This window comes from Terriglobus sp. RCC_193 (assembly GCF_041355105.1).
Classification (GTDB): domain Bacteria; phylum Acidobacteriota; class Terriglobia; order Terriglobales; family Acidobacteriaceae; genus Terriglobus.
This window is the reverse complement of record NZ_JBFUPK010000001.1, coordinates 1,124,317-1,143,463: the sequence shown is the minus strand read 5'-3', so window position 1 is coordinate 1,143,463 and position 19,147 is coordinate 1,124,317. Positions and strand designations below refer to the sequence as shown.

General features: G+C 58.5%; 25 protein-coding genes. 5 read left to right on the top strand and 20 right to left on the bottom strand.

What is annotated here, in order from left to right; all coding sequences use genetic code 11:
• Positions 1–2: 2 nt before the first annotated feature.
• The 11 genes from nuoL to AB6729_RS04740 all read right to left on the bottom strand — a co-directional run bounded on the left by nuoL (position 3) and on the right by AB6729_RS04740 (position 10,689).
• A complete protein-coding gene (nuoL, locus tag AB6729_RS04790; RefSeq protein ID WP_371080425.1) occupies positions 3–2,051 on the bottom strand; it encodes an NADH-quinone oxidoreductase subunit L in 2,049 nt (682 codons plus the stop codon).
• A gap of 21 nt (positions 2,052–2,072) precedes the next feature.
• A complete protein-coding gene (gene nuoK / locus AB6729_RS04785; protein WP_371080424.1) occupies positions 2,073–2,375 on the bottom strand; it encodes an NADH-quinone oxidoreductase subunit NuoK in 303 nt (100 codons plus the stop codon).
• 4 nt (positions 2,376–2,379) lie between these two features.
• On the bottom strand, positions 2,380–2,886 hold the full coding sequence (locus AB6729_RS04780; RefSeq protein WP_371080423.1) for an NADH-quinone oxidoreductase subunit J: 507 nt from the start codon (positions 2,884–2,886) through the stop codon (positions 2,380–2,382).
• Between the two features lie 95 nt (positions 2,887–2,981).
• Positions 2,982–4,616 carry a trehalase family glycosidase gene (locus tag AB6729_RS04775; protein WP_371080422.1) on the bottom strand — a complete coding sequence of 545 codons (1,635 nt, stop codon included), beginning with the start codon at positions 4,614–4,616 and terminating at the stop codon, positions 2,982–2,984.
• Between the two features lie 6 nt (positions 4,617–4,622).
• Complete coding sequence (gene nuoH, locus AB6729_RS04770; RefSeq protein ID WP_371080421.1) at positions 4,623–5,675, bottom strand: NADH-quinone oxidoreductase subunit NuoH; 1,053 nt, start codon at positions 5,673–5,675, stop codon at positions 4,623–4,625.
• 21 nt (positions 5,676–5,696) lie between these two features.
• The gene (locus tag AB6729_RS04765) at positions 5,697–8,063 is read right to left on the bottom strand and encodes a molybdopterin-dependent oxidoreductase (RefSeq protein ID WP_371080420.1); all 2,367 of its coding nucleotides are present in this window, start codon (positions 8,061–8,063) and stop codon (positions 5,697–5,699) included.
• Between the two features lie 9 nt (positions 8,064–8,072).
• Positions 8,073–8,366, bottom strand: coding sequence for a type II toxin-antitoxin system HicB family antitoxin (locus AB6729_RS04760; protein ID WP_371080419.1), 294 nt, complete (start codon positions 8,364–8,366; stop codon positions 8,073–8,075).
• Positions 8,363–8,548: a type II toxin-antitoxin system HicA family toxin gene (locus AB6729_RS04755; RefSeq protein WP_371080418.1), complete on the bottom strand. Its 186-nt coding sequence runs from the start codon at positions 8,546–8,548 to the stop codon at positions 8,363–8,365. The genes AB6729_RS04760 and AB6729_RS04755 overlap by 4 nt, the downstream gene beginning before the upstream one ends.
• A 5-nt stretch (positions 8,549–8,553) precedes the next feature.
• A complete protein-coding gene (gene nuoF / locus AB6729_RS04750; protein WP_371080417.1) occupies positions 8,554–9,876 on the bottom strand; it encodes an NADH-quinone oxidoreductase subunit NuoF in 1,323 nt (440 codons plus the stop codon).
• Position 9,877: 1 nt separating this feature from the next.
• The gene (gene nuoE / locus AB6729_RS04745; protein ID WP_371080416.1) at positions 9,878–10,387 is read right to left on the bottom strand and encodes an NADH-quinone oxidoreductase subunit NuoE; all 510 of its coding nucleotides are present in this window, start codon (positions 10,385–10,387) and stop codon (positions 9,878–9,880) included.
• On the bottom strand, positions 10,384–10,689 hold the full coding sequence (locus AB6729_RS04740) for a transcriptional regulator (RefSeq protein ID WP_371080415.1): 306 nt from the start codon (positions 10,687–10,689) through the stop codon (positions 10,384–10,386). Before AB6729_RS04740 ends, nuoE begins: the two co-directional genes overlap by 4 nt.
• Positions 10,690–10,844: 155 nt before the next feature.
• On the opposite strand from AB6729_RS04740, the gene AB6729_RS04735 reads away from it, so the two are divergent.
• The gene (locus tag AB6729_RS04735) at positions 10,845–11,189 is read left to right on the top strand and encodes a VOC family protein (protein WP_371080414.1); all 345 of its coding nucleotides are present in this window, start codon (positions 10,845–10,847) and stop codon (positions 11,187–11,189) included.
• A 1-nt stretch (position 11,190) separates the two neighbouring features.
• On the opposite strand, the gene AB6729_RS04730 is transcribed toward AB6729_RS04735, so the two are convergent.
• The 5 genes from AB6729_RS04730 to AB6729_RS04710 all read right to left on the bottom strand — a co-directional run bounded on the left by AB6729_RS04730 (position 11,191) and on the right by AB6729_RS04710 (position 14,535).
• On the bottom strand, positions 11,191–11,613 hold the full coding sequence (locus tag AB6729_RS04730; protein ID WP_371080413.1) for a ribonuclease E inhibitor RraB: 423 nt from the start codon (positions 11,611–11,613) through the stop codon (positions 11,191–11,193).
• A 62-nt stretch (positions 11,614–11,675) separates the two neighbouring features.
• Complete coding sequence (locus AB6729_RS04725) at positions 11,676–12,227, bottom strand: Uma2 family endonuclease (protein WP_371080412.1); 552 nt, start codon at positions 12,225–12,227, stop codon at positions 11,676–11,678.
• A gap of 91 nt (positions 12,228–12,318) precedes the next feature.
• Positions 12,319–13,572: an NADH dehydrogenase (quinone) subunit D gene (gene nuoD, locus AB6729_RS04720; protein WP_371080411.1), complete on the bottom strand. Its 1,254-nt coding sequence runs from the start codon at positions 13,570–13,572 to the stop codon at positions 12,319–12,321.
• Positions 13,573–13,642: 70 nt separating this feature from the next.
• Positions 13,643–14,125 (bottom strand): NADH-quinone oxidoreductase subunit C, encoded by a 483-nt coding sequence (locus AB6729_RS04715; RefSeq protein WP_371080410.1) that lies wholly within the window; start codon positions 14,123–14,125, stop codon positions 13,643–13,645.
• Positions 14,125–14,535 (bottom strand): NADH-quinone oxidoreductase subunit A, encoded by a 411-nt coding sequence (locus AB6729_RS04710; RefSeq protein ID WP_371080409.1) that lies wholly within the window; start codon positions 14,533–14,535, stop codon positions 14,125–14,127. Before AB6729_RS04710 ends, AB6729_RS04715 begins: the two co-directional genes overlap by 1 nt.
• Before the next feature lie 86 nt (positions 14,536–14,621).
• On the opposite strand from AB6729_RS04710, the gene AB6729_RS04705 reads away from it, so the two are divergent.
• Positions 14,622–14,996 (top strand): glyoxalase, encoded by a 375-nt coding sequence (locus tag AB6729_RS04705; RefSeq protein WP_371080408.1) that lies wholly within the window; start codon positions 14,622–14,624, stop codon positions 14,994–14,996.
• Here AB6729_RS04705 and AB6729_RS04700 read toward each other — a convergent pair.
• From AB6729_RS04700 to AB6729_RS04690, 3 genes are all read right to left on the bottom strand, one after another.
• Positions 14,993–15,202, bottom strand: a complete 210-nt coding sequence (locus tag AB6729_RS04700) for a helix-turn-helix transcriptional regulator (RefSeq protein WP_371081189.1) — start codon at positions 15,200–15,202, stop codon at positions 14,993–14,995. The two genes, AB6729_RS04705 and AB6729_RS04700, sit on opposite strands and share 4 nt — an antisense overlap.
• 9 nt (positions 15,203–15,211) lie before the next feature.
• A complete protein-coding gene (locus AB6729_RS04695; protein WP_371080407.1) occupies positions 15,212–16,036 on the bottom strand; it encodes a hypothetical protein in 825 nt (274 codons plus the stop codon).
• Between the two features lie 157 nt (positions 16,037–16,193).
• Entirely contained in the window at positions 16,194–17,111 is a 918-nt protein-coding gene (locus AB6729_RS04690; RefSeq protein WP_371080406.1) for an A24 family peptidase, read from the bottom strand.
• A gap of 105 nt (positions 17,112–17,216) precedes the next feature.
• Here AB6729_RS04690 and AB6729_RS04685 point away from each other — a divergent pair, with 105 nt between their 5' ends.
• A complete protein-coding gene (locus AB6729_RS04685) occupies positions 17,217–17,366 on the top strand; it encodes a hypothetical protein (RefSeq protein ID WP_371080405.1) in 150 nt (49 codons plus the stop codon).
• 69 nt (positions 17,367–17,435) lie between these two features.
• On the opposite strand, the gene AB6729_RS04680 is transcribed toward AB6729_RS04685, so the two are convergent.
• Positions 17,436–17,657, bottom strand: a complete 222-nt coding sequence (locus tag AB6729_RS04680; RefSeq protein ID WP_371080404.1) for a DUF3185 domain-containing protein — start codon at positions 17,655–17,657, stop codon at positions 17,436–17,438.
• A 494-nt stretch (positions 17,658–18,151) separates the two neighbouring features.
• Here AB6729_RS04680 and AB6729_RS04675 point away from each other — a divergent pair, with 494 nt between their 5' ends.
• Both AB6729_RS04675 and AB6729_RS04670 read left to right on the top strand, forming a co-directional pair.
• Positions 18,152–18,631 carry a carboxymuconolactone decarboxylase family protein gene (locus tag AB6729_RS04675; protein ID WP_371080403.1) on the top strand — a complete coding sequence of 160 codons (480 nt, stop codon included), beginning with the start codon at positions 18,152–18,154 and terminating at the stop codon, positions 18,629–18,631.
• Entirely contained in the window at positions 18,631–19,116 is a 486-nt protein-coding gene (locus tag AB6729_RS04670) for an Rrf2 family transcriptional regulator (protein WP_371080402.1), read from the top strand. The genes AB6729_RS04675 and AB6729_RS04670 overlap by 1 nt, the downstream gene beginning before the upstream one ends.
• Positions 19,117–19,147 lie beyond the last annotated feature (31 nt).

Genomic DNA, 19,147 nt, shown 5'->3' with positions numbered 1-19,147 from the left:
CCTTACTTGAGGTGCAACGCCGCTTTGGTGGCGTGCTCAGTCAATGCGGTGTAGGTCATCAGCAGGATGACGGCTGCGGCTCCTGCCGCGAGCCATCCGGCGTAGGAACGAATGTTGCCGGACTGCATGCGGCGTGTGCCGTTGCCTGCCTGGCGGGTGAGGAAGGCAGCGAGAGCGCCGCTGCCACTGACGAGGCCGCCGTCGATCAGCGCACCAAGGATGAGGCGCGAGAAGACGAGAATCGGCGTGACGATGGCGTAGTGGTAGATCTCGTCCACGTAATACTTGTTCGATACGAGTTTGTAGAGCGGGTTGTTCGTTGCCTTCGCGCCGAGCGTACCGGGCTTCTTGTAATAGAAGAAGTATGCGGCGAGGAAGCCTGCGATTGCGGTCAGCAGGGAAACAGCGGCAAGGCCGAGTTCCATGCCGTGCGATGCAGTCTCTTCGGCTGCGGCGTGTGCGCCTTCCATGGCCGGTGCGAAAACAGGGGCAAGGAACGCGCCGATTTCATCGTGGCCCCACTGCGCGGCGGGAACGCCAACCCATCCACCGATGATGGACAGGACGGCGAGGATGGCCAGAGGTCCGAGCATGACCCACGGAGATTCATGGACGCCGTGGTGGCCGTGTGCGGATTGGCCTTCGTCGTGTTCCTCTTCACCGGCGTGTGCAGCGTGGCCGTGAGCCGCGCCGAGGGCGTGCTCGTCAAAGCGCTCGGTGCCGAAGAAGGTCTTGAACCAGAGACGGAACATGTAGAACGAGGTCAGACCTGCGGTGATGAGGCCGACGGCCCACAGCAGGTAGTGCAGCGGGTTCTCCGTGTGGGAGAAGGTCTGCCACAGGATCTCGTCCTTGGAGAAGAAGCCGGCGAAGGGCCAGATGCCTGCGATGGCGATGACGCCCATCGTCATGGTCCAGAACGTGACCGGGATGCGCTTGCGCAGGCCGCCCATGACGCGCATGTCCTGCTCGCCGGAGAGTGCGTGGATGACCGAACCTGCAGCGAGGAAGAGCAGTGCCTTGAAGAAGGCGTGCGTCATGAGATGGAAGACCGCCGCGCCATACGCCGCAACACCGCAGCCGAGGAACATGTAGCCAAGCTGCGAGATGGTGGAGTAAGCAAGGACACGCTTGATGTCGTGCTGCACTGCGCCGATGGTGGCGGCGAAGAGAGCCGTTGCCGCACCAATGATGGCGACTACGCCGAGCGCGAAGGGCGAACGGTCAAACAACACGTGCGAACGGGCGACGAGATAGACGCCTGCCGTGACCATGGTTGCTGCGTGGATGAGTGCGGAGACCGGTGTGGGGCCTTCCATGGCGTCCGGCAGCCAGACGTAGAGAGGAATCTGCGCGGACTTACCGGCTGCACCGACGATCAGCAGCAGAGCGATGGCGGTGAGGAACCCGCCGTGCAGTTCCGGGTGGTGCTGGATGGCGGCGAAGACCTGCGTGAAGCTCAGCGTACCGAAGTGGTTGATGAGCAGGAACATTGCAAGGAGAAAGCCGAAGTCGCCGACGCGGTTGACGACAAATGCCTTGCGTCCTGCATTGTTAGCCGAAGGCTTCTTCCAATAGAAGCCGATGAGCAGGTATGAAGCGAGTCCCACGCCTTCCCAACCGACGAAGAGCAACAGGAAGCTCTCTGCCAGAACCAGCGTCAACATGAAGAACATGAAGAGGTTCAGGTAGGCGAAGAAACGCCAGTAACCCTCGTCGTCTGCCATGTAGCCGGTGGAGTAGATGTGGATGAGGAAGCCGACGCAGGTGACGACACCCAGCATGATGAGCGTGAGGTGGTCGACCGTGAGGGCGAAGCGCACGCTGAATGCGGCGGTCTCAATCCAAGGCCGGGAAGCTGCGGTGATCTGAAGAACGTCATGCGAACGCATGAAGAACCAGAGCCACACCCACAGCAGGGCCGGGATGGCGGTGAACAAAAGTGCGATAGCTGCGACACCGGCTTTGGGGAGCCTACGGCCGATGGTGCCGTTCAGCAGGAAGCCGGTGAAGGGAAGCAGCGGGAATAGCCAGAGCAGATGTGCGGGCATCGGTATGTATCTCGTCTCCGCTTAGTTCTTGAGCAGGTTGATGCGGTCCACGTCCAGCGTCTGGCGGGTACGGAAGATGGCGATGATGATGGCAAGACCCACGGCAGCTTCTGCGGCGGCAACCACCATGACGAAGAAGACGAAGATCTGTCCATGCACGGAGTGATGCACGTGCGAGAACGCAACAAACGTCAGGTTCACAGCGTTGAGCATGAGCTCGATCGACATGAAGACGGTGATGATGTTGCGCTTAATAAGGAACGAAGCAATGCCGATGGTGAAGAGCACCGCGGCAAGAACCAGGTAGGCGTAGATGGGCACCATGTGTTTAGTGCTCCTTCCGTGCGAGAACCACCGCGCCAAGGATGGCAACGAGGATCAGGATCGAGGTGACTTCGAAGGGTAGCAGCAGGTCAGTGAACAGCGTCTTGCTGATCTCCACCATGTTGTTCACGCCGTTGTTCAGATGGCCACCGAGATTCACCGAACCCAGGATGTCCTTCTCATGAAAGAAGGTATAGCCCAGCAGCGCGATGACGCCGATGGCTCCGGGAATGCCGGCGAAGTAGGCAGCCTTTGAGCCCCGTGTCCGATCTTCTTCACCTGCATTCAAAAGCATGATGACGAAGGTGAACAGCACCATGATGGCGCCGGAGTAGACGATGACCTGAGCGGCGGCGAGAAATTCCGCGCCCAGCGTCCAATAGATGACGGCGAGCGACATCATGACGACGATGAGCGAGAGTGCGGAGTTGATGGGGTGACGCTGAAATAAAAAATTCAGCGCACCGGCCACACAGAGCACCGCGAAGATGATGAAAAGCGCGAGTTGCATCGTTCCGGCAAGTCCTTCGTCTGTTGCAAGAAGCGGTTTTGAGGCTGTTTGCGGGTATCCGTTCCTGTTGATTGTAAACGACGGGAACGACGGAGTTATTGTTTGGGGCGCACCTCAGGAGATTCAAAGGGCAGCAGGCGGAGATAAACGCCGTTGGTCCAGCCAAAGCCTGCGTTGTTGCTGCGATAACCGGCTGCGAGAGGCGTGTCGGTGGTGCCGGTTTCGGCGTTGTATTTTTCGCGAATGGTTCCTTCGCGGTTGTAGTTTGCTTCGACGGTTTGCAGGTAGTGTTCTGCGATTCCGTTGGCTGCGGCGGTATGGCCGGTGGTTTGTAAGCCGATGGCGGCAAAGTAGACAGTTGGCGCCCACATATAGGGAAGATCCCACTGTATCCCTGTGGGCTGGTCGCTCATGGCAAGACCGTGGGATTCCATTAGCTTCGGCATGATCGTGGTGATGGTTGCGGTCTGTTGCTGTGGCGTTGCTATGCCTGCCCACAACGGATAGAACGCAGAGGCATAGGTGTAGGTTGACCGCTTTGCCGCGATGAAGTCGTAGTCGTAGAAGCCACCCTGCTTCTGATCCCAGAGATATTTGTTGATTGCAATTTTGCGGGCTTCTGCGTACTGCGTCCAGGTATTGGACTCTTCTTTGCGACCCAGTTCAGTGGCGAACGTCGCCATATCGGTTTCGTAGCGGTAGAGCAGGCTATTCAGACAGACGGGCGCGAAGTGGTGGGTTGATCCGCTGAAAGCGCCGAAGCGGAAGCTGGTGTCAAAACCGCTCTCACGCATGGCGCGGTCGCCTTTATAAAAGTCGCGGGACAGGCGCATGCCTTTGACCTGGGCTGCGGCACAGACCTTGCTCTCAGCCTTGTTGCAGCTTGCCTTGTCGGGCGCGGAGGCTGGTACGAGGTACCGCTTGCCTTCGGTGGGGTGGGCAAGCATCCAGCGGATGGCGTCGGGGTAGTAGGTGCTGTCGTCGGCCATTTCGATGACGGGGCCTTCGCCAATGTCGAAGTAGCGCGCGAGGCCGGTGTCACCGGCTTTGTGTTCGGTAGTGCGCCAGAGGGCGTAGTCGCGTTTGGCGGCGATGTAGGCGTGCTGCAGCCACGCTTTTTCCTCGGGGCTCTTTGGAGATGCAGCATCTACTTCGCGGATCATTTCGCCAAGTAATGGTGGCTGCGAACGTGTGAGGTAGTAGGTGCGGTTGGCGTTCAGGAGCGCGCCGTAGTGCTCGATTTCAAAGAGGAAGTTGTCGACGATGCCGCGAGCGAGTTCGAGGCGGCCGTCGCTGATGAGGCCGAGGATGATGAAGTAGCTATCCCAACCGTATTGCTCGTTGAAGCGACCACCGGGAACCACATAGGGATGCGGCAGGTAGAGGAGGCCGGGGGCCTTGAGTTCTTCCGGGCGCACGTCGCCTTCGGAGTGGATCGCTCGCGGGAGACGACGGACGTCGACCCTGCAGTTCCGTTTGAGCTTCGCTATGTCAGCGGGTTCGGGGATGTCGGCGGGTAGGTAGAGGATTGGCTCGGTGGTGACCTTGGGGTCGATGAGGGAGTTGCAGTCGGTGGTGGAGCGGGTGAGTGTGTCCCAGGTTTTGGCGATGTACTGGCGGATGGGTTCGCGTTCGGTTTGCTGTGCGGATAGAGATCCGCAAAGCAGCATCGCCGCTGCAGTGGCGACTGTTGTGAGTCGATTGCAGCGGCGATGGCTTGTCTTACGCAATGGTGGTTACCCCTTGAAAGCCAGGACGAGCGCGGTGCCTACGATGTTGAGCATGGAGAGCGGCAGCAGCCACTTCCAGCCGAAGCTCATGAGTTGGTCGTAACGGAAGCGCGGCAATGTGGAGCGCACCCAGATGTAAAGGAACAGGAAGCAGAAGACCTTGAAGACGAACCAGAGCACCGGGAAGAGGTGCGAAAGGATCGGGCCGCCGAAGTTGTCCGGCAGGAGGTGTCCAAGCGGGGAAGATGCGCCACCGAAGAAGAGGAGCGTGGCCACGCAGGACACCGTAATCATGTTCGCGTATTCCGCCATGAAGAACATGGCGAACTTCATGGACGAATACTCGGTGTGATATCCGGCGACGAGCTCCGATTCCGCTTCCGGAAGATCGAACGGAGCGCGGTTGGTTTCCGCGTAGGCCGCCATCAGGTACACGAAGAAGCCAAGAAGCTGCGGCCAGATGTTCCAGCTCAGCAGGCCATGCGTGGCCTGGGTGTCCACGATGTCGCGCAGGCGGAGTGAACCGGAGCGCAGGACGACGCCGACGAGTGAGAGGCCGAGTGCAAGTTCGTAGCTGATGACCTGGGCAGAGGCGCGCAGGGAGCCGAGCAGCGAATACTTGTTGTTCGACGACCAGCCGGAGAGCGCGATGCCGTAAACGCCGATGGAGGTGATACCGAGGACGACCAGAAGGCCGATGTTGATGTCGGAGATCTGGAAGAGGTCCACGCCGTGGTAGACGAACATGTTGCCGAAGGGAACGACGGCGATGGAAACCAGTGCGCAGCCGAGCGCGATGATCGGGGCGAGTACGAAGAGCGGACGCTCCACCGCGAAGGGCATAAGGTCTTCCTTGAGGAAGAGCTTGATGCCGTCGGCCAGTGGCTGGAAGAGGCCGAAAGGGCCAACGCGGCTGGGTCCCCAGCGGTTCTGGATGAGTCCGATCAGCTTGCGTTCGAGCAGAACCGTGTACGCCACCGAGGTGAGCGTGATGACGAGGACCACCACGATTTTGAGGATCGTGAGCAGGATGAAGATTTGCGTGTCTGTCAGATGCATCGCGGCTGTCTTATGTCCTTATCAGTCAGCCGGGATGCCGGCGGGTTCTACTGCGTACTTGTCAGCCAGTTCGGTCAGCTTGGGCGAGTAGCGGCCCAGCGTGCCGGAGGTGAAGAGCGTATCGTCGGCGGGCAGGACGAGGTCGCGGCGCGCCGGTGCGATCTGGATGAGGTCTGCCGGAGCTGCGGGCGACAGGTGCTGGTCGTTGCCGCTGAGAAGCTGCAGACGGAGCAGATCGTAACCCGGGACGAGGCGCTGGATTTCATCGAGCACCGCGAAAGGATCGAACGGCGAGAGCTTCGGCTCAAGGTTGTTGCTGGTGAGCCATACGGCGTGACGGTCGGCCTCGCCGGCTTGTGCGCCTCGGGTCTGGCCCAGGTCGGCGCGGAGTCCGGTGGACTTCTTGCCGAAGGGAACCAGCTCGCGGATGTTTGCGCCCATAGCATCGGCCACGCGGACGATCAATTCCAGGTCGGTGCGGACACCGGCGCGGTCGCTGGCCTTCTGTACGAGTTGCAGGTCGCCGTAGCTGTTGGTGACGGAACCGGATTTCTCGTATAGGTTGGCGCAAGGCAGGATGACGTCTGCGAGCTTGGCGGTTTCCGTGAGGAACATCTCGTGGACAACCGTGAAGGTGTTTGCGAGATAGGACTCTCCGATAGAGTAGCGGCTGACCGGGTTTGCGTTGACGATGTACAGCGCGCCGAGATTGCCTGCGTTGGCCGCATCGAAGATGCCGACGAGGTCGAGGCCGGGCGTTGCATTGAAGCGCTCGCCGTACTCGGCTGCGAAGCCGTGCTGGCCATTGACTGGCTGGTAGCCGGGCAACATGTCGGGCAGCAGGCCCATGTCTGCGGCGCCGTGTGCATTCACGTAGTCGCCGAGGAGCGCGAACTTCGTGTTGGGCAACGACAGGCCGAAGTCGATGAGGCGCTTGAGGGCTTCGCCGCGCAGTTCGTCGCCGATGAGAATGACGAGCGACTGCTCTGCCTTCACGGCATCGCGCAGGGTGTTGAGCGCATTGTCGCCTGTGCCATTTACCAGCGCGTCGATGGCTGCGCCGTAGCCGAGTTCGTCGATCTGAGCGAAGTTCTTCGCCTGGCGACGGAGCTTAATAGTGCGGTGATTTACGATGAACAGCTTGGCGTTGTTCAGGCGCACGTTGGTACGCAGATTCCATGCGGTCAGCGGAGCCTCGTTGGTGGGGTCGCCGCCGACAAGGAGGATCGCCGGAGCCTTCTCATTGTCATGCTGCGAGGCGAAGCGATCGCGATGGCCTGCGAGGGCTGCGGCCAGCGTGACGTAGTCGGCCGTGCGGTGGTGATCGATGTTGTTGGTGCCGAGGACCGTGCGTGCGAACTTCTGCAGCAGGTAGGCCTCTTCGTTCGTGAGGCGGTTGCCGCCGATGACGGCGGTCTGCTTGCCAGCGTCGCGGATTTCGCGAAGGCGCTTGCCGGTGAAGGCGAGTGCTTCGTCCCAGGTGACGGTCTTGAACTCGCCGTTGGGCTGACGGAGCATCGGTTCGGTGATGCGCTGGGGCGAGTTGGCAAAGTCGAAGCCGTAGCGGCCCTTGTTGCAGAGGAAGTCGCCGTTCAGGCCGGACTTGTCACGGTTGTCACCGCGCATGATCTCGCTGCCGTCGGTGGTGGAGCGCACGCCGAGCGTGGTCTTGCAGCCATCGCCGCAGTGCGTGCAGATGGTGGCGACGTGGTTCATCTCCCACGGGCGCGTCTTGTAGCGATAGGTGTCGCTGGTGAGCGCGCCGACCGGGCAAACGTCAATGCACATGCCGCACTCTTCGCAGTCGAGCTTGGCAAGGCCGTCTTCGGTTTGCGATGCGGGGATGTTCGGCGCGATGACGGCGGAGGAGCCGCGGTTCTGGATACCGAGAGCGTAAACGTCCATGCCTTCGCCGCACATACGGACGCAGCGGTAGCAGAGGATGCAACGCGGACGGTCAAAGTAGACCGTGGGCGACCATTTCTGTTCTTCGCGGTGGTTCTTCGGTTCGGTGTAGAAGGACTCTGCCGCGCCGTACTTAAAGGTCATGTCCTGCAGTTCGCACTGGCCGCCTGCGTCGCAGACGGGACAGTCGAGCGGGTGGTTGCCGAGGAGGAGTTCCAGCGTGGCCTTGCGGGCCTGCGCAATCTCCGGTGTCTCGGTCGCAACGATCATGCCTTCAGCGACGGGCGTGGTGCAGGCCGTCTGCAGCTTGGGCATTTTTTCAATGCGGACAACGCACATGCGGCAGGCCGCCTGGAGCGACAGGCCGGGGTAGTAGCAGAAGGCCGGGATCTGGATGCCCGCGGCCTTGCAGGCGTCGATGAGCAGCGTGCCCGCGGGTGCGGTTAGCTGCTGGCCGTCTACGGTAAAGGTTACGTCTGGCATTCTGCTTCCTTATGCTGCGGTGGCGTGAGCCGGTGTCGGTAAAGAGAGAGCGATGCGTTCCAGGATATAGACAGACTCATCCGCCGGTTCATCCGTAGGAACATCAATGCTGGTGATGCCGGGATGAGGGACAGGATCGCCCGATTCAGCGAGCCAGCGCAGATGAGCCTCTGCTGCGCCAATGAAACGTTCCTTGGCTTCTTCAAGGTTCTGACCAACCGCAAAGCACCCGGGAATCTCCGGCGACATCGCGCCGAAACTTGTAGGTCCCTTTTCAAAGATGACGAGATACTTTTCTCTCATTTCAACCCTGTCTGTTTCAGAATCGCGTTTAAGAGTCCCGGAGGGACGTCGTCGTTGGGGTGGCCGGCAATGGTAACTTTGCCCTTCTTTGTCGGATGTTCGTAGTGTGCATGACTGCCTTTTTGACTGTCATGGAACCATCCGTCCTGTTCGACCAATTTCCTCAGTTCACGAAATTTCACGATCGTTAGTGCGAAGCGCCGATGAGTTCATCGGTGGTGATGAAGGCCTTTTCGGTGCGATGGCCCTTCAGATACTCTTCAAACTCGCCGCGGAACTTCTTAATGAAGCCGAGCGTGGGCATCGCTGCTGCATCGCCGAGTGGGCAGAAGGTGCGGCCCATCATGTTTTCGGCGAGGTACTGAATGTTGTTAATGTCCTTCACGTTGCCCGCTCCGTTGTAGAAGCGTGTGAGGGTCTTCTTGAGCCAGTCCGTGCCTTCGCGGCAGGGAATGCACCAGCCGCAGGATTCATGCTGGTAGAACTTGATGGTTCGCAGGGCAAACTCCACGATGGAGACCGTTTCGTCAAGAACAACGATGCCGCCAGAGCCGAGCATGGTGCCGGCTTTGCCCATCTGGTCAAAGTCGAGGCCCACGTCGATTTCATCGGGCAGAAGGACTGGGCAGGATGATCCGCCGGGGACGACGGCCTTCAGCTTGCGTCCGCCCTTGACGCCGCCTGCAACGTCGTAGATGGCCTTCTTCAGGTTGTAGCCCATGGGCAGCTCGTACACGCCGGGACGCTCCACCATGCCGCTGATGCCGAAGAGGCGGGTGCCGCCGTTGCGCTCGGAACCGAGCTTGGCGTATGCCTCGCCACCCATCAGCAGGATGTGCGGTGCGGAGGCGATCGTCTCTGCGTTATTGATAACGGTGGGACCACCGTAGAGGCCCACGACAGCGGGGAACGGTGGCTTGATGCGCGGAACGCCGCGCTTGCCTTCCAGCGATTCCATCAGCGCCGACTCTTCACCAACCTCATATGCGCCAGCACCGGACTGCGTGACGATGTCGAAATCCACGCCTTCCTTGCCGAAGATGTTCTTGCCGAGGAAGCCCTTGGCATATGCGTCGGCAACGGCCTTTTCGACGATCTTGAGCAGGTAGCGATACTCACCACGCAGATAGATAAAGCCCGTCTTTGCACCGATGGCGAGGCCCGCGATCATGGTGCCTTCGATGACGGCGTGTGGGTCGTGCAGGAAGATGACGTGATCTTTGCAGGTGCCGGGTTCGGATTCGTCGCCGTTCACGAGAACGTATTTCGGCTTGTCGCTGACCTTGGGGACGAACGACCACTTGAGGCCGGTGGGGAAGCCTGCGCCACCACGACCGCGAAGGCCGCTGGCCTTCATCTCGTTGATGACCCATTCCGGGCCGCTCTCAATGGCTTTCTGTACGGCCTTGTAGCCATCGAGTTCGAGGTACTTGTCGATGTCTGCCGCGCCTGCGCCGAAGCGGCGGGAGAGGACTTTGACTTCATCGGGATGTGAGACGAGAACGGGCATGTTACTTCACGTCCTTTCCGCGGCCTGCTGCGTAATCTTCGAGGATGACGTCGACTTTTGCGGGCGTGAGGTTTTCGTGGAAGTCGTAGTTGACCTGCATGGCGGGAGCCCAGCAACATGCGCCGATGCATTCGACTTCTTCAAGCGAGAAGAGACCGTCCGCGGTGACTTCCTTGTGGCCGATACCGAGTTTTGCCTTGCAATGATCGAGAATGTCGTAACCGCCGACGAGCATGCAGGAGATGTTGGTGCAGACCTGTACGTTGAACTTGCCCGCGGGTTTGGTGCGGAGCATGGAGTAGTACGACAGCACGCCGCGAACGTCCAACTCGAGAAGGTCGAGACGCTGGGCAATCTCAGCCACGACGGCGTCGGAGACATAGCCGACCTCGTCCTGCGCATAAAGCAGCATGGGAACAAGAGCCGAGCGCTTGACGGGGTACAGCGTAACAAGTTTGTCGAAGCGCGCGGCCGTGGCCGGCGAGAAGATGCTGTCGGTTACGGTGCTCACACGGTAATTATCGCCGATGCAAGGCGCTCTGCGAACAGGTCCATCTCATCTTCGTGGTCACCAACGATGGCACGCCCATTTTCCGTGAGTTTGAAGGGCTTCGATTCGCCTTCGCTGGTGCGATATTCGTCATGCGTGAACTGCATCCATCGCAATCCATAGCGGACCAGAATGGTCGCATCAGAGACTTCAACAACGGCGTGAAGTTCGCGTCCCAGCGAGTGCACGGCAGAGTAAGAACGCAGCAGGGAAGCCCACGATGTCCAGAGTTCGCGATGAAGCTGTGCAGTGATGTCGCTCACCTCTTCACGCTATCGCATCTGGAGCGCTAGGATGTGGATGTTCCTCGCGAGGCGGCATTTCTGCTGTCTCTACCTGCACTGCGAAACCTTCTCGCCGTGGTGTGGATGGGGGCTGATCCGCGAGAGTGTGCTCAGGGAAGCACGGAGGTTAACTCATGGCTAAGAATCAGTTTTCCTACATTGAACTGCCGGCAACAGACGTGGCCGTACTGAAGTCGTTTTACGGAAACGTCTTTGGATGGACACACCAGGACTGGGGCCCGGACTACGTGACGGCGCATGGATCGGGATTGGAAGCAGGCTACAACGGCAGCGATGAGGGGCGGTCAAAGAGTCCGCTGGCGATGATTGAGACGGATGCGATTGAAGCGGTGGCGGAGCAGGTAGAGGCTGCGGGTGGGGCGATCACGCAGCCGATCTTCCAGTATCCCGGCGGACGGCGGTTTCACTTCACGGATCCCTCAGGGAATGAACTGGCCGTGATGCAGCCGGATAAATGATTCAGGCAGCAACCCGCCTGCCCTGAACATCGGGTACGCTGGGGTGCTTTTGAGTCTGTTCCGCAGGTTCGTCTGCAAGGAGGTTCCAGCCGTCGTAGGTACCCTTCATGCCAGCGGCGGTATGGACCAGGTCTGCGACGAACTCCTCGCGGACAACGTCGCGCAAGCTGCGCTTGACCCCCACCTGGATGGCCCAGCGGCCGTTGGATTTCTGCTCCGGGTCACGAGTAAGAGAGCGAGTGCCTTTTGCGAAGAGAGCTTTGTTCAGTGCGCGGGCGCATTCTTCGTCGGGTGCGGAGAAACAGAGGACCAGGGAGCGTGTGACTTCCACGTTGTACTGCTGATCGATCAACTCCTTGATGCGGATGCTGTTGTTCGCAAGCTGCTGGTCAAGGTTTTCCTTCTCACGCAGATCGGCGGCCATGGTTTTCCTCGTGTGCACTCATGTGATGCCGAAAAGGGGATTTTGTGTTTCTTCCCAATGCACTATGTTTTGGGAGCGTTGTCGGCTTTGGGAGCGTTGTCGATTTCTTCGAAAATATCTGCGATGTCGACGCGAACAGGCGTGCCGGGGATGGTGAAGGCATCTTCCATCATGGGAACGGCACCGCCATTAGAATCCATGGTCCATGCTTCGCGCGTTTCAGGATCGATAATCCAGATGTTGGATACCCCCATGCGCTGGAATTCCTGCGCGCGGACGATAATGCGTTGAAAACGGTCTTCCGGGGAGAGGACTTCCACGCAAAGTACAGGAGCAATCGAAAGAATTGGTTCGATTGGATCCGAGGAGGACACAACGCACACATCCGGGACTCGATACCGTGACGCTGTCACCTGAATGCGTTGCTCTGTGATAGGACGCAGGCCCCAGGCTTTACGATTTGCGAAGAAGATGGCCGCAATCGCGGTTTGTACGAGCCCGTGTTTCTGTTCACCCAAGTTGCGCTCCTCAACTTCACCATCCACGTAGTCGCAATCCGGACGATAGACGGTGTGAAGGTATTCGCTTACCGGGATGTGGGCGGCGGTTGCCATACAGTCATTTGACTCCTTCCGTACCTTCAACGCAAGAAGAAACCCCACATCTCAGAAGCGAGATGTGGGGTACTCATTTGGTTTGGGTTACTTACCGGTCGATCTCGCCGAGGACAATGTCGATGGAGCCGATGACGGCTACGACGTCGCCCAGGAGTTTGCCTTTGCACATGGTTTCCAGCGCCTGCAGTGTTGCATAGCTGGGATTGCGCATGTGGACGCGCAGGGGCTTTGCCGTGCCGTCGGAGACCACGTAGTAGCCCATGACGCCGCGGGGCGATTCCACTGCCTGGAAGACTTCGCCTGCGGGGACTGCGAAGCCCTCGGTGACGATCTTGAAGTGGTGGATAAGCGATTCCATCTGGGTCTTCATCTGCTCGCGGTTGGGCAGGATGATCTTGGGCGCGTCGGCCACGATGGGGCCTTCCGGCATGCGGTCCAGCGCCTGCTGGCAGATCTTTACCGACTCGTACATTTCTTCGAGGCGGATGACGTAGCGCGCCCAGACGTCGCCTTCGGTGCGGATGGGTACCTTGAACTGGTACTTCTCGTAGCCGGAGTAGGGCATGTCGCGGCGCAGATCCCAGTCCACACCCGAGGCACGGAGTGGCGGGCCGGTGACGCCGAGGGCAATTGCGTCCTCAGGTGAGAGGTAGCCGACGCCCTTGAGGCGGTTGATCCAGATGGGGTTGCCGCTGAGCAGGCCTTCATACTCGGCGATCTTCGACGGCATGATCTTCAGGAACTTCTGCACGCGGGCGAACCAATCGATGGGTGGTTCCATGGAAAGGCCGCCGATGCGGAAGTAGCTGGTCATCATGCGCTGTCCGGCGACGGCTTCAAAGAGGCGGAGGAGTTCTTCGCGCTCGCGGAAACAGTAGAGGAAGACGGTGAGCGCGCCGATATCCATGGCGTGCGTGCCCAGCCAGACGAGATGCGACTGGATGCGCGTGAGCTCGTTCAGCAGGATACGGATGGTCTCTGCGCGTTCCGGAATCTCAAGGCCCAGGAGCTTTTCAACCGCCAGCACGTAGGCCAGGTTGTTGGTCATGGGGCAGAGATAGTCGATGCGGTCTGTGAGAGGAACGACCTGCTGGTAAAACTTGGCTTCGGTGGTCTTCTCGATGCCGGTGTGCAGGTAACCAATGTCCGGCGCGACGGAGAGGACCGTCTCACCGTCGATCTCAAGCACCAGACGGAGCACGCCGTGGGTGGACGGGTGCTGCGGTCCCATGTTGAGGACCATGGTGTGGTCGTTCGAGGGGTCCTGGTTGTGACGGCGAGCGTCTGCGACGACGTCGTCCACACCGGGGTTGATCATGTCAGGAGCGGCTACAGGTGCCATGTTGCTTGTCCTCAAAAGTTGCTGAAAGCAGAACGCAATGGGCGCAGTGATTACGCCATGTTCGCAATGTTTAGCGGTAGCCCTCGACGGGGTAGTCCTTGCGCAACGGATGGCCCGTCCAGTCGGTGGGCATCATGATGCGGGTCAGGTTCGGGTGGCCGATGAGGCGGATGCCGAACAGGTCCCATATTTCGCGCTCGTAGAAATTCGCGCTGGGCCAGACGGAGGTGATGGAGTCGATGACCGGATCTTCACCGTCGAGCAGTGCCGCGAGGCGGATGCGCTGCTTCAGCTTCATGCTGACGATGTGGTAGGTCACCTGGAAGCGTGGTTCGCTGGGATACCAGTCAACTGCGGTTACATCTTCAAGGAAGTTGTAACCGGCCTTCTGCACGGCGGTTGCAGCAGCGACGATGTTCTGCGATGCGACGTAAATAGTGAGTTCGTCGCGATCAAATTTTGCCTTTACGGCGAGATCGGCAAGCGCGACTACGGCCGGGTTGTCGGCCATGTGTTCGCGAACGGCTTCGAGGGAGAGGAGAGCTTCTGCCATTAGAGGTCCGCCTTGTCCTGGCTCCAGTCAAGGACGCCCTTCTTCCAAACGTAAAACAGGCCCACGGCTACAAAGCCGAGGTACACGATCATCTCCCAGAAGCCGAAGAAGCGCGATCCGGTGATGTGGGGGAGCTGGCGATAGATCACCGCCCAGGGAAGCATGAAGACGGCTTCCACGTCGAACAGAATGAAGAGCATGGCAACCATGTAAAAGCGCACGGAAAAGCGTCCGCGGGCGTCGCCGACGGGCTCCATACCGCATTCGTAGGCGCCTGCCTTGACCTTGCTGGCACGCTTCTTGCCGATGAAATACGATCCGACGACCATGCCGCCAGCCAGTCCGACGGCCACCAGCAACTGGAAGGCCAGCGGAAGGTAATTCCAGATATAGGGATGTGACGTGTTCATGCCATCCTCTGAATTTTCTTTAGTTCCAGTTCTGATTCTAGTCGCAAGACGTTGTGAAGCAAATGGCAGGGGAACATACTCGGGTTATGACGGAGCGCAGGCATACTTTGACGGCGATTCTTCCGTGCACGAACGTGGCGCGGAGCCGCGCGTTTTATGCGCGACTGGGATTCACGAATGCCTCTGGCGATGAAGAGTACCTGATGCTTTCAGACGAGCTGGGTGGCGAGATTCATCTGCAGCCGTCGGTGCCGGGCTGGCTGATTCCCGGGAAGAATCCGTTTGGACTCTACCTGTACACGGAGAAAGTGGACGAACTGGCTGCTGTCTTCGGCGCGGAAATTCTGGAAAAGGGCAAGCGGCCGGAAGAGAAGCCGTGGGGGATGTATGAGTTTTCGCTCTCCGATCCCGATGAGACGCTGGTTCGGATCGGTTGGCCCATGCGACTGCGTAAGGCTTAACGCGTTTTCTTGGCGGGTGATGACGGCTGATACTGGAAGACCTGTTCCAGCGGAATCGCAAATACCGTCGCGATACGGAAGGCGACCTCCAGTGACGGGGAATACTTGTCCGACTGGATGGCGATGATGGTCTGGCGGGTGACGCCGATGCGGTCGGCCAGGTCCTGTTGCGTCATGGAGTGTGTGGCGCGGAGGTCGCGGATGATGCCCGATGTTTACCTTGGGTTGGCTTGAATTTTTCGATTGCGAAGTTCTTCCATGAGATAGGCATATTCCCTCGTGATCACTGAAATGCCCTGACTATTGAAGGCCCTTTCAATTGCAGCTTGCTCCTGAAGACTCAGCCTGCCGTCATAGTAGACAATCGCCTTGTTTGTAAAAGTCGCGTCATCTGTGTTCATAGGTCTTCCGCCGCCATAATCCACTTCCGTCCCACGAAACTTATCTCTCTCTTTGAGAACTTGTTGGTAATTTTCCGCAGCCGTTTTCGCTACTAAGACAGGGGTTACATTCGCTGGAATGTAGTAAGCAATAGAAAATGTCTGCTCGGTAAGCGAAAACACCATCTTTGCCACGATGTCGATTCTGCGACTGTGATTCAGCACCACAATTTGTGGCACATCTTGAGTAACCGATGATCCACTGAAGTCTTGATCGAATAGCTGTTTCATTGTCAGGCTGGCTATCCCGAGAGACTTCCCACTATCGGAAGGCTTTTTGGTCGCGATCGGAAACACCCAAATTCCCAAAGGCACAATGAAGAAGAAAGGCACTACGACGCAGGAAATTTTCTTGGCCTGCCTCGCCCTATCTGTTCCGGAACCTATCCATTTCAGGCCAAGGAGTGGATGGACAGTAAGCAGGTATATCAGCAGAAGGCCAATTGCAAATACCCAAGAGTTTGCTTTGCCACCTTTGTCAAGCAGGAATAGCAAGATCGTTAAGACGATGCTCGCGCAAAACTCAAAGGAGAGGGGTATTGCTCTTGATGCAGAAGGCGCAGAATACTGTAGTGGTGTATTTTCGGCTGTCGATTCCAACCTCTTAGTTCTCTTGTTGCGGCTAGCCCTTCCCATGCGCCGTATCCCGTCCGTTTGAGGGCGCCGAAAGTACTGATTCCACCCATTTATGGATATTAAATGCCGGCGCCTAAGAGGGGAATAACGGATTACGTCCTATATTCGCTGGCTCCCACAGTTATTGAAAGAGGGACAAATAAGCGTCTGCAATTGTTTGGCCGTAAAAAGCTGCAATGAGGCCCGCAACGGCGAGGAAGCTGCCGAAGGGGAGACGAGTAGTTGCTTTGCCTTTGCCTCGTGCGAGAAGCAGGACTGCGTAGAGCGTGGCGAGGAAGATGCCGATGGCCAGTGCGACTACTGTTGGAGCGAAGCCGAGGAAGGCTGCAATCATGGCGAGGAGTTTGGCGTCGCCGAGGCCCATGCCGTCGCGTTTGCGGAGGGCTTTGTAGATGGCGCGGATGGCGTAGAGCAGAAGGAACGCTGCTGCGGCTGCGAAGATGTGGCTGAAGATGTGGAACTCTGGCCCGGTGAGGAAGACATTGCCGGTGCTGCGGCCTGCGTTGGCGCTGTTGATGTTGATCTCGTGCTTGAGGACGACGTCGTCCTGTTGTGAGTCGAGGAAGAACGCCTGCATGCAGGTGATGGCGAGTCCCACGAAGATGCCACCGTAGGTGAGGTCGCTGGGCAGGATGTGTTCACGCCAATCCGTGACGGCGAGGCCGATGAGGAACCATCCAAGGCAGGCGGTGGAGAAGCAGCGGAGAGTGAGCTGCGTGATCGGGTCGAAGTCGCCGGGCAGCGGATGGGTGAACGGCCAGAAGCTGACGACGAACCAGAGAGCTACAGCGAGTTCGACCGCCGGGTAACGCCAGGAGATGCGCTCGTGACAATCGCGGCAGCGGCCACGGAGCAACAGATAGCTGAGCAGCGGAATGTTGTCATACCAGCGTAGCTGCGCGTGGCAGTGGGGGCAGCGAGAGCGCGGCGAGATGATGGATTCCTCTGCAGGAAGACGTACGATGCAGACGTTGAGAAAGCTGCCAAGCGCGAGGCCGATGATGCCTGCGAGCGCGGGAATGATCCAATGGGATGCCACGAATTTCAGTATAGGTGTGGGTGTTGTTGAGCCGTTCGAATATGGGCGCGATACGGCGTCTCGCAGGCATTCGCTGTGTGCGATCTGGAAGGCGTCTCATGTGCCATGATTCGCAAACTTAAATCCGGTGAATTTCGTATTTACTCCCGCAAGGTGGATGAGAAGACGGGTAAGCGCAGGAATCTGGGAACGTTTTCTTCGCGCGAAGCCGCCGAGAAGCACGAGAGGGCAATCCAGTACTTCAAACACGGCTGAAGATGAAGCTCCAGACAAACGAAGAACCCCCGGCAGCATATGCGACCGGGGTTTTTCTTATTGCAGCGATTACTTGCTGCGTGCGCCTGCTACTGCGAGGCCGAGCCCGGCAACGATAAGAACGCCGGAGACAACAGGGCCGATCGGAAAGGAATGCTCTTCCGTGTGGCTGACCTGGATGGGGCCTAGTTTGGCGTCCTGCTTCTTTTCCTTGAAAGAAAATCCACCGGTAACCAGCGTCACAATGCCCGCGAGAACCAATACAACTCCAACAATGGTGAGACCCTTCATGGAACCCCCAGCTTTTCTCTTTCTGAATTCAGCAACCGGTTTTTTGAGACGTTGGCAAAAGGTGGCGGGGATGCCTTGAGACTGGCGGATTCCGGCGTTTGTATGGTCTTGCTAACGGTTTTCGGCAGGCGTAGTCTCACGCTTACACGGGAAAGGAGGATGGTCCAAGCCTATGAAATGTGACAGTAGTTTGTGTGGTTCAACACGTGAGGTGACTGAGGCCTAGAGCGTTCCGCTCCAGACCTGGCAATCTCGCCGAACAATGCACTACATCCGCCAGTATGGGGATTTTGCACGGCTGACTCCGCCGAGGCCCTCCGAACGAGTGGACGCCTCAGGTCAAATCTCAACAGTTCACCGCAAATAAGAAATGGCCCGCATGCCTATCCGGCACGGGCCATTTCTTTTTTGTTTTGTTCTTGCATCGAGCATTCGCAAGGAACATCTTAATTACGGATAATAAATATCCGTATAAGAAAGAGAGGGATAGTCTCATGTCACTTCGTATTGATTACGCGCACCAGTCACCCGAGTTGTTCCGCAAGTACCTGGAGATGAGCATGGCTCTGAAGAAGAGCGTCATCGACGAAAAGCTGCAGGCCTTGGTGGAGATTCGCGCTTCGCAATTGAATGGCTGCGCCTTCTGCCTGGATATGCATGTGAAGCAGGCGAAGATTGCCGGGGAACGTGAGTTGAGGCTTTACCATGTGAGCATCTGGCGCGAGAGCAACCTGTTTACCCCGAAGGAACGCGCCGCCCTGGAGTGGACCGAGGCGGTGACGAAGCTGGATGCTCATGGCGTGAGCGACGCCATTTTCGAGTCGGCTCGGAAGGAACTTTCGGAGAAGGAATTGACGGACCTGACCTTTGTTTTGATGGTGATTAATGGATGGAACCGTGCCTCCATTGCTTTCCGGGCGGTGCCGGGATCGCAGGATGAGGTGTACGGCCTGGCGGCGGCAGGGTTGAGCTAATGCAACTTCGGAATCATGTGGAATGGGCCCTACACTGTTGCGCGATACTGGCGGGGTTGCCGGAGGGCCATTTTCTGCCTGCGAAGGTGCTGGCGGAGTTTCATGGGGTTCCGAAGGAATATCTGGCCAAGGCGCTTCAGGCGTTGTCGCTGGCGGGGCTGGTGGAAGGAACACTCGGCCCCAATGGGGGTTATCGCCTGAAGCGTTCGCCGGATCAGATTACGTTTCTGGATGTGGTGGAGGCGGTGGAGGGGAAGGCTTCCACGTTTGTCTGCACAGAGATTCGCGGGAATAATCCATGCCGCGAACCGGGGTATTGCGACACAAAGCCCTGCGGCATTGCACGGGTGATGTGGGATGCGGACCGGGCGTGGCGGGAGAAATTGGCGAGTGTGCGGATGTCGGACCTGCTGGTAACCCTGCTACAGGATGTGCCTGCCGACCAGCTTGCGAAGAATGCGGCATGGCTGACTAAGCGCAGTTGAATTGGACGACACCTTTTACCGTTTCTGGTGA

Bases quoted from the DNA above. Each gene is read 5' to 3' on its own strand.
- nuoL (WP_371080425.1), bottom strand. From the start codon at position 2,051: ATGCCCGCACATCTGCTCTGGCTATTCCCGCTGCTTCCCTTCACCGGC.
- nuoK (WP_371080424.1), bottom strand. From the start codon at position 2,375: ATGGTGCCCATCTACGCCTACCTGGTTCTTGCCGCGGTGCTCTTCACC.
- AB6729_RS04780 (WP_371080423.1), bottom strand. From the start codon at position 2,886: ATGCAACTCGCGCTTTTCATCATCTTCGCGGTGCTCTGTGTGGCCGGT.
- nuoH (WP_371080421.1), bottom strand. From the start codon at position 5,675: ATGCATCTGACAGACACGCAAATCTTCATCCTGCTCACGATCCTCAAA.
- AB6729_RS04765 (WP_371080420.1), bottom strand. From the start codon at position 8,063: ATGCCAGACGTAACCTTTACCGTAGACGGCCAGCAGCTAACCGCACCC.
- AB6729_RS04760 (WP_371080419.1), bottom strand. From the start codon at position 8,366: ATGAGAGAAAAGTATCTCGTCATCTTTGAAAAGGGACCTACAAGTTTC.
- nuoF (WP_371080417.1), bottom strand. From the start codon at position 9,876: ATGCCCGTTCTCGTCTCACATCCCGATGAAGTCAAAGTCCTCTCCCGC.
- AB6729_RS04735 (WP_371080414.1), top strand. From the start codon at position 10,845: ATGGCTAAGAATCAGTTTTCCTACATTGAACTGCCGGCAACAGACGTG.
- AB6729_RS04730 (WP_371080413.1), bottom strand. From the start codon at position 11,613: ATGGCCGCCGATCTGCGTGAGAAGGAAAACCTTGACCAGCAGCTTGCG.
- AB6729_RS04725 (WP_371080412.1), bottom strand. From the start codon at position 12,227: ATGGCAACCGCCGCCCACATCCCGGTAAGCGAATACCTTCACACCGTC.
- nuoD (WP_371080411.1), bottom strand. From the start codon at position 13,572: ATGGCACCTGTAGCCGCTCCTGACATGATCAACCCCGGTGTGGACGAC.
- AB6729_RS04715 (WP_371080410.1), bottom strand. From the start codon at position 14,125: ATGGCAGAAGCTCTCCTCTCCCTCGAAGCCGTTCGCGAACACATGGCC.
- AB6729_RS04710 (WP_371080409.1), bottom strand. From the start codon at position 14,535: ATGAACACGTCACATCCCTATATCTGGAATTACCTTCCGCTGGCCTTC.
- AB6729_RS04705 (WP_371080408.1), top strand. From the start codon at position 14,622: ATGACGGAGCGCAGGCATACTTTGACGGCGATTCTTCCGTGCACGAAC.
- AB6729_RS04685 (WP_371080405.1), top strand. From the start codon at position 17,217: ATGATTCGCAAACTTAAATCCGGTGAATTTCGTATTTACTCCCGCAAG.
- AB6729_RS04680 (WP_371080404.1), bottom strand. From the start codon at position 17,657: ATGAAGGGTCTCACCATTGTTGGAGTTGTATTGGTTCTCGCGGGCATT.
- AB6729_RS04675 (WP_371080403.1), top strand. From the start codon at position 18,152: ATGTCACTTCGTATTGATTACGCGCACCAGTCACCCGAGTTGTTCCGC.
- AB6729_RS04670 (WP_371080402.1), top strand. From the start codon at position 18,631: ATGCAACTTCGGAATCATGTGGAATGGGCCCTACACTGTTGCGCGATA.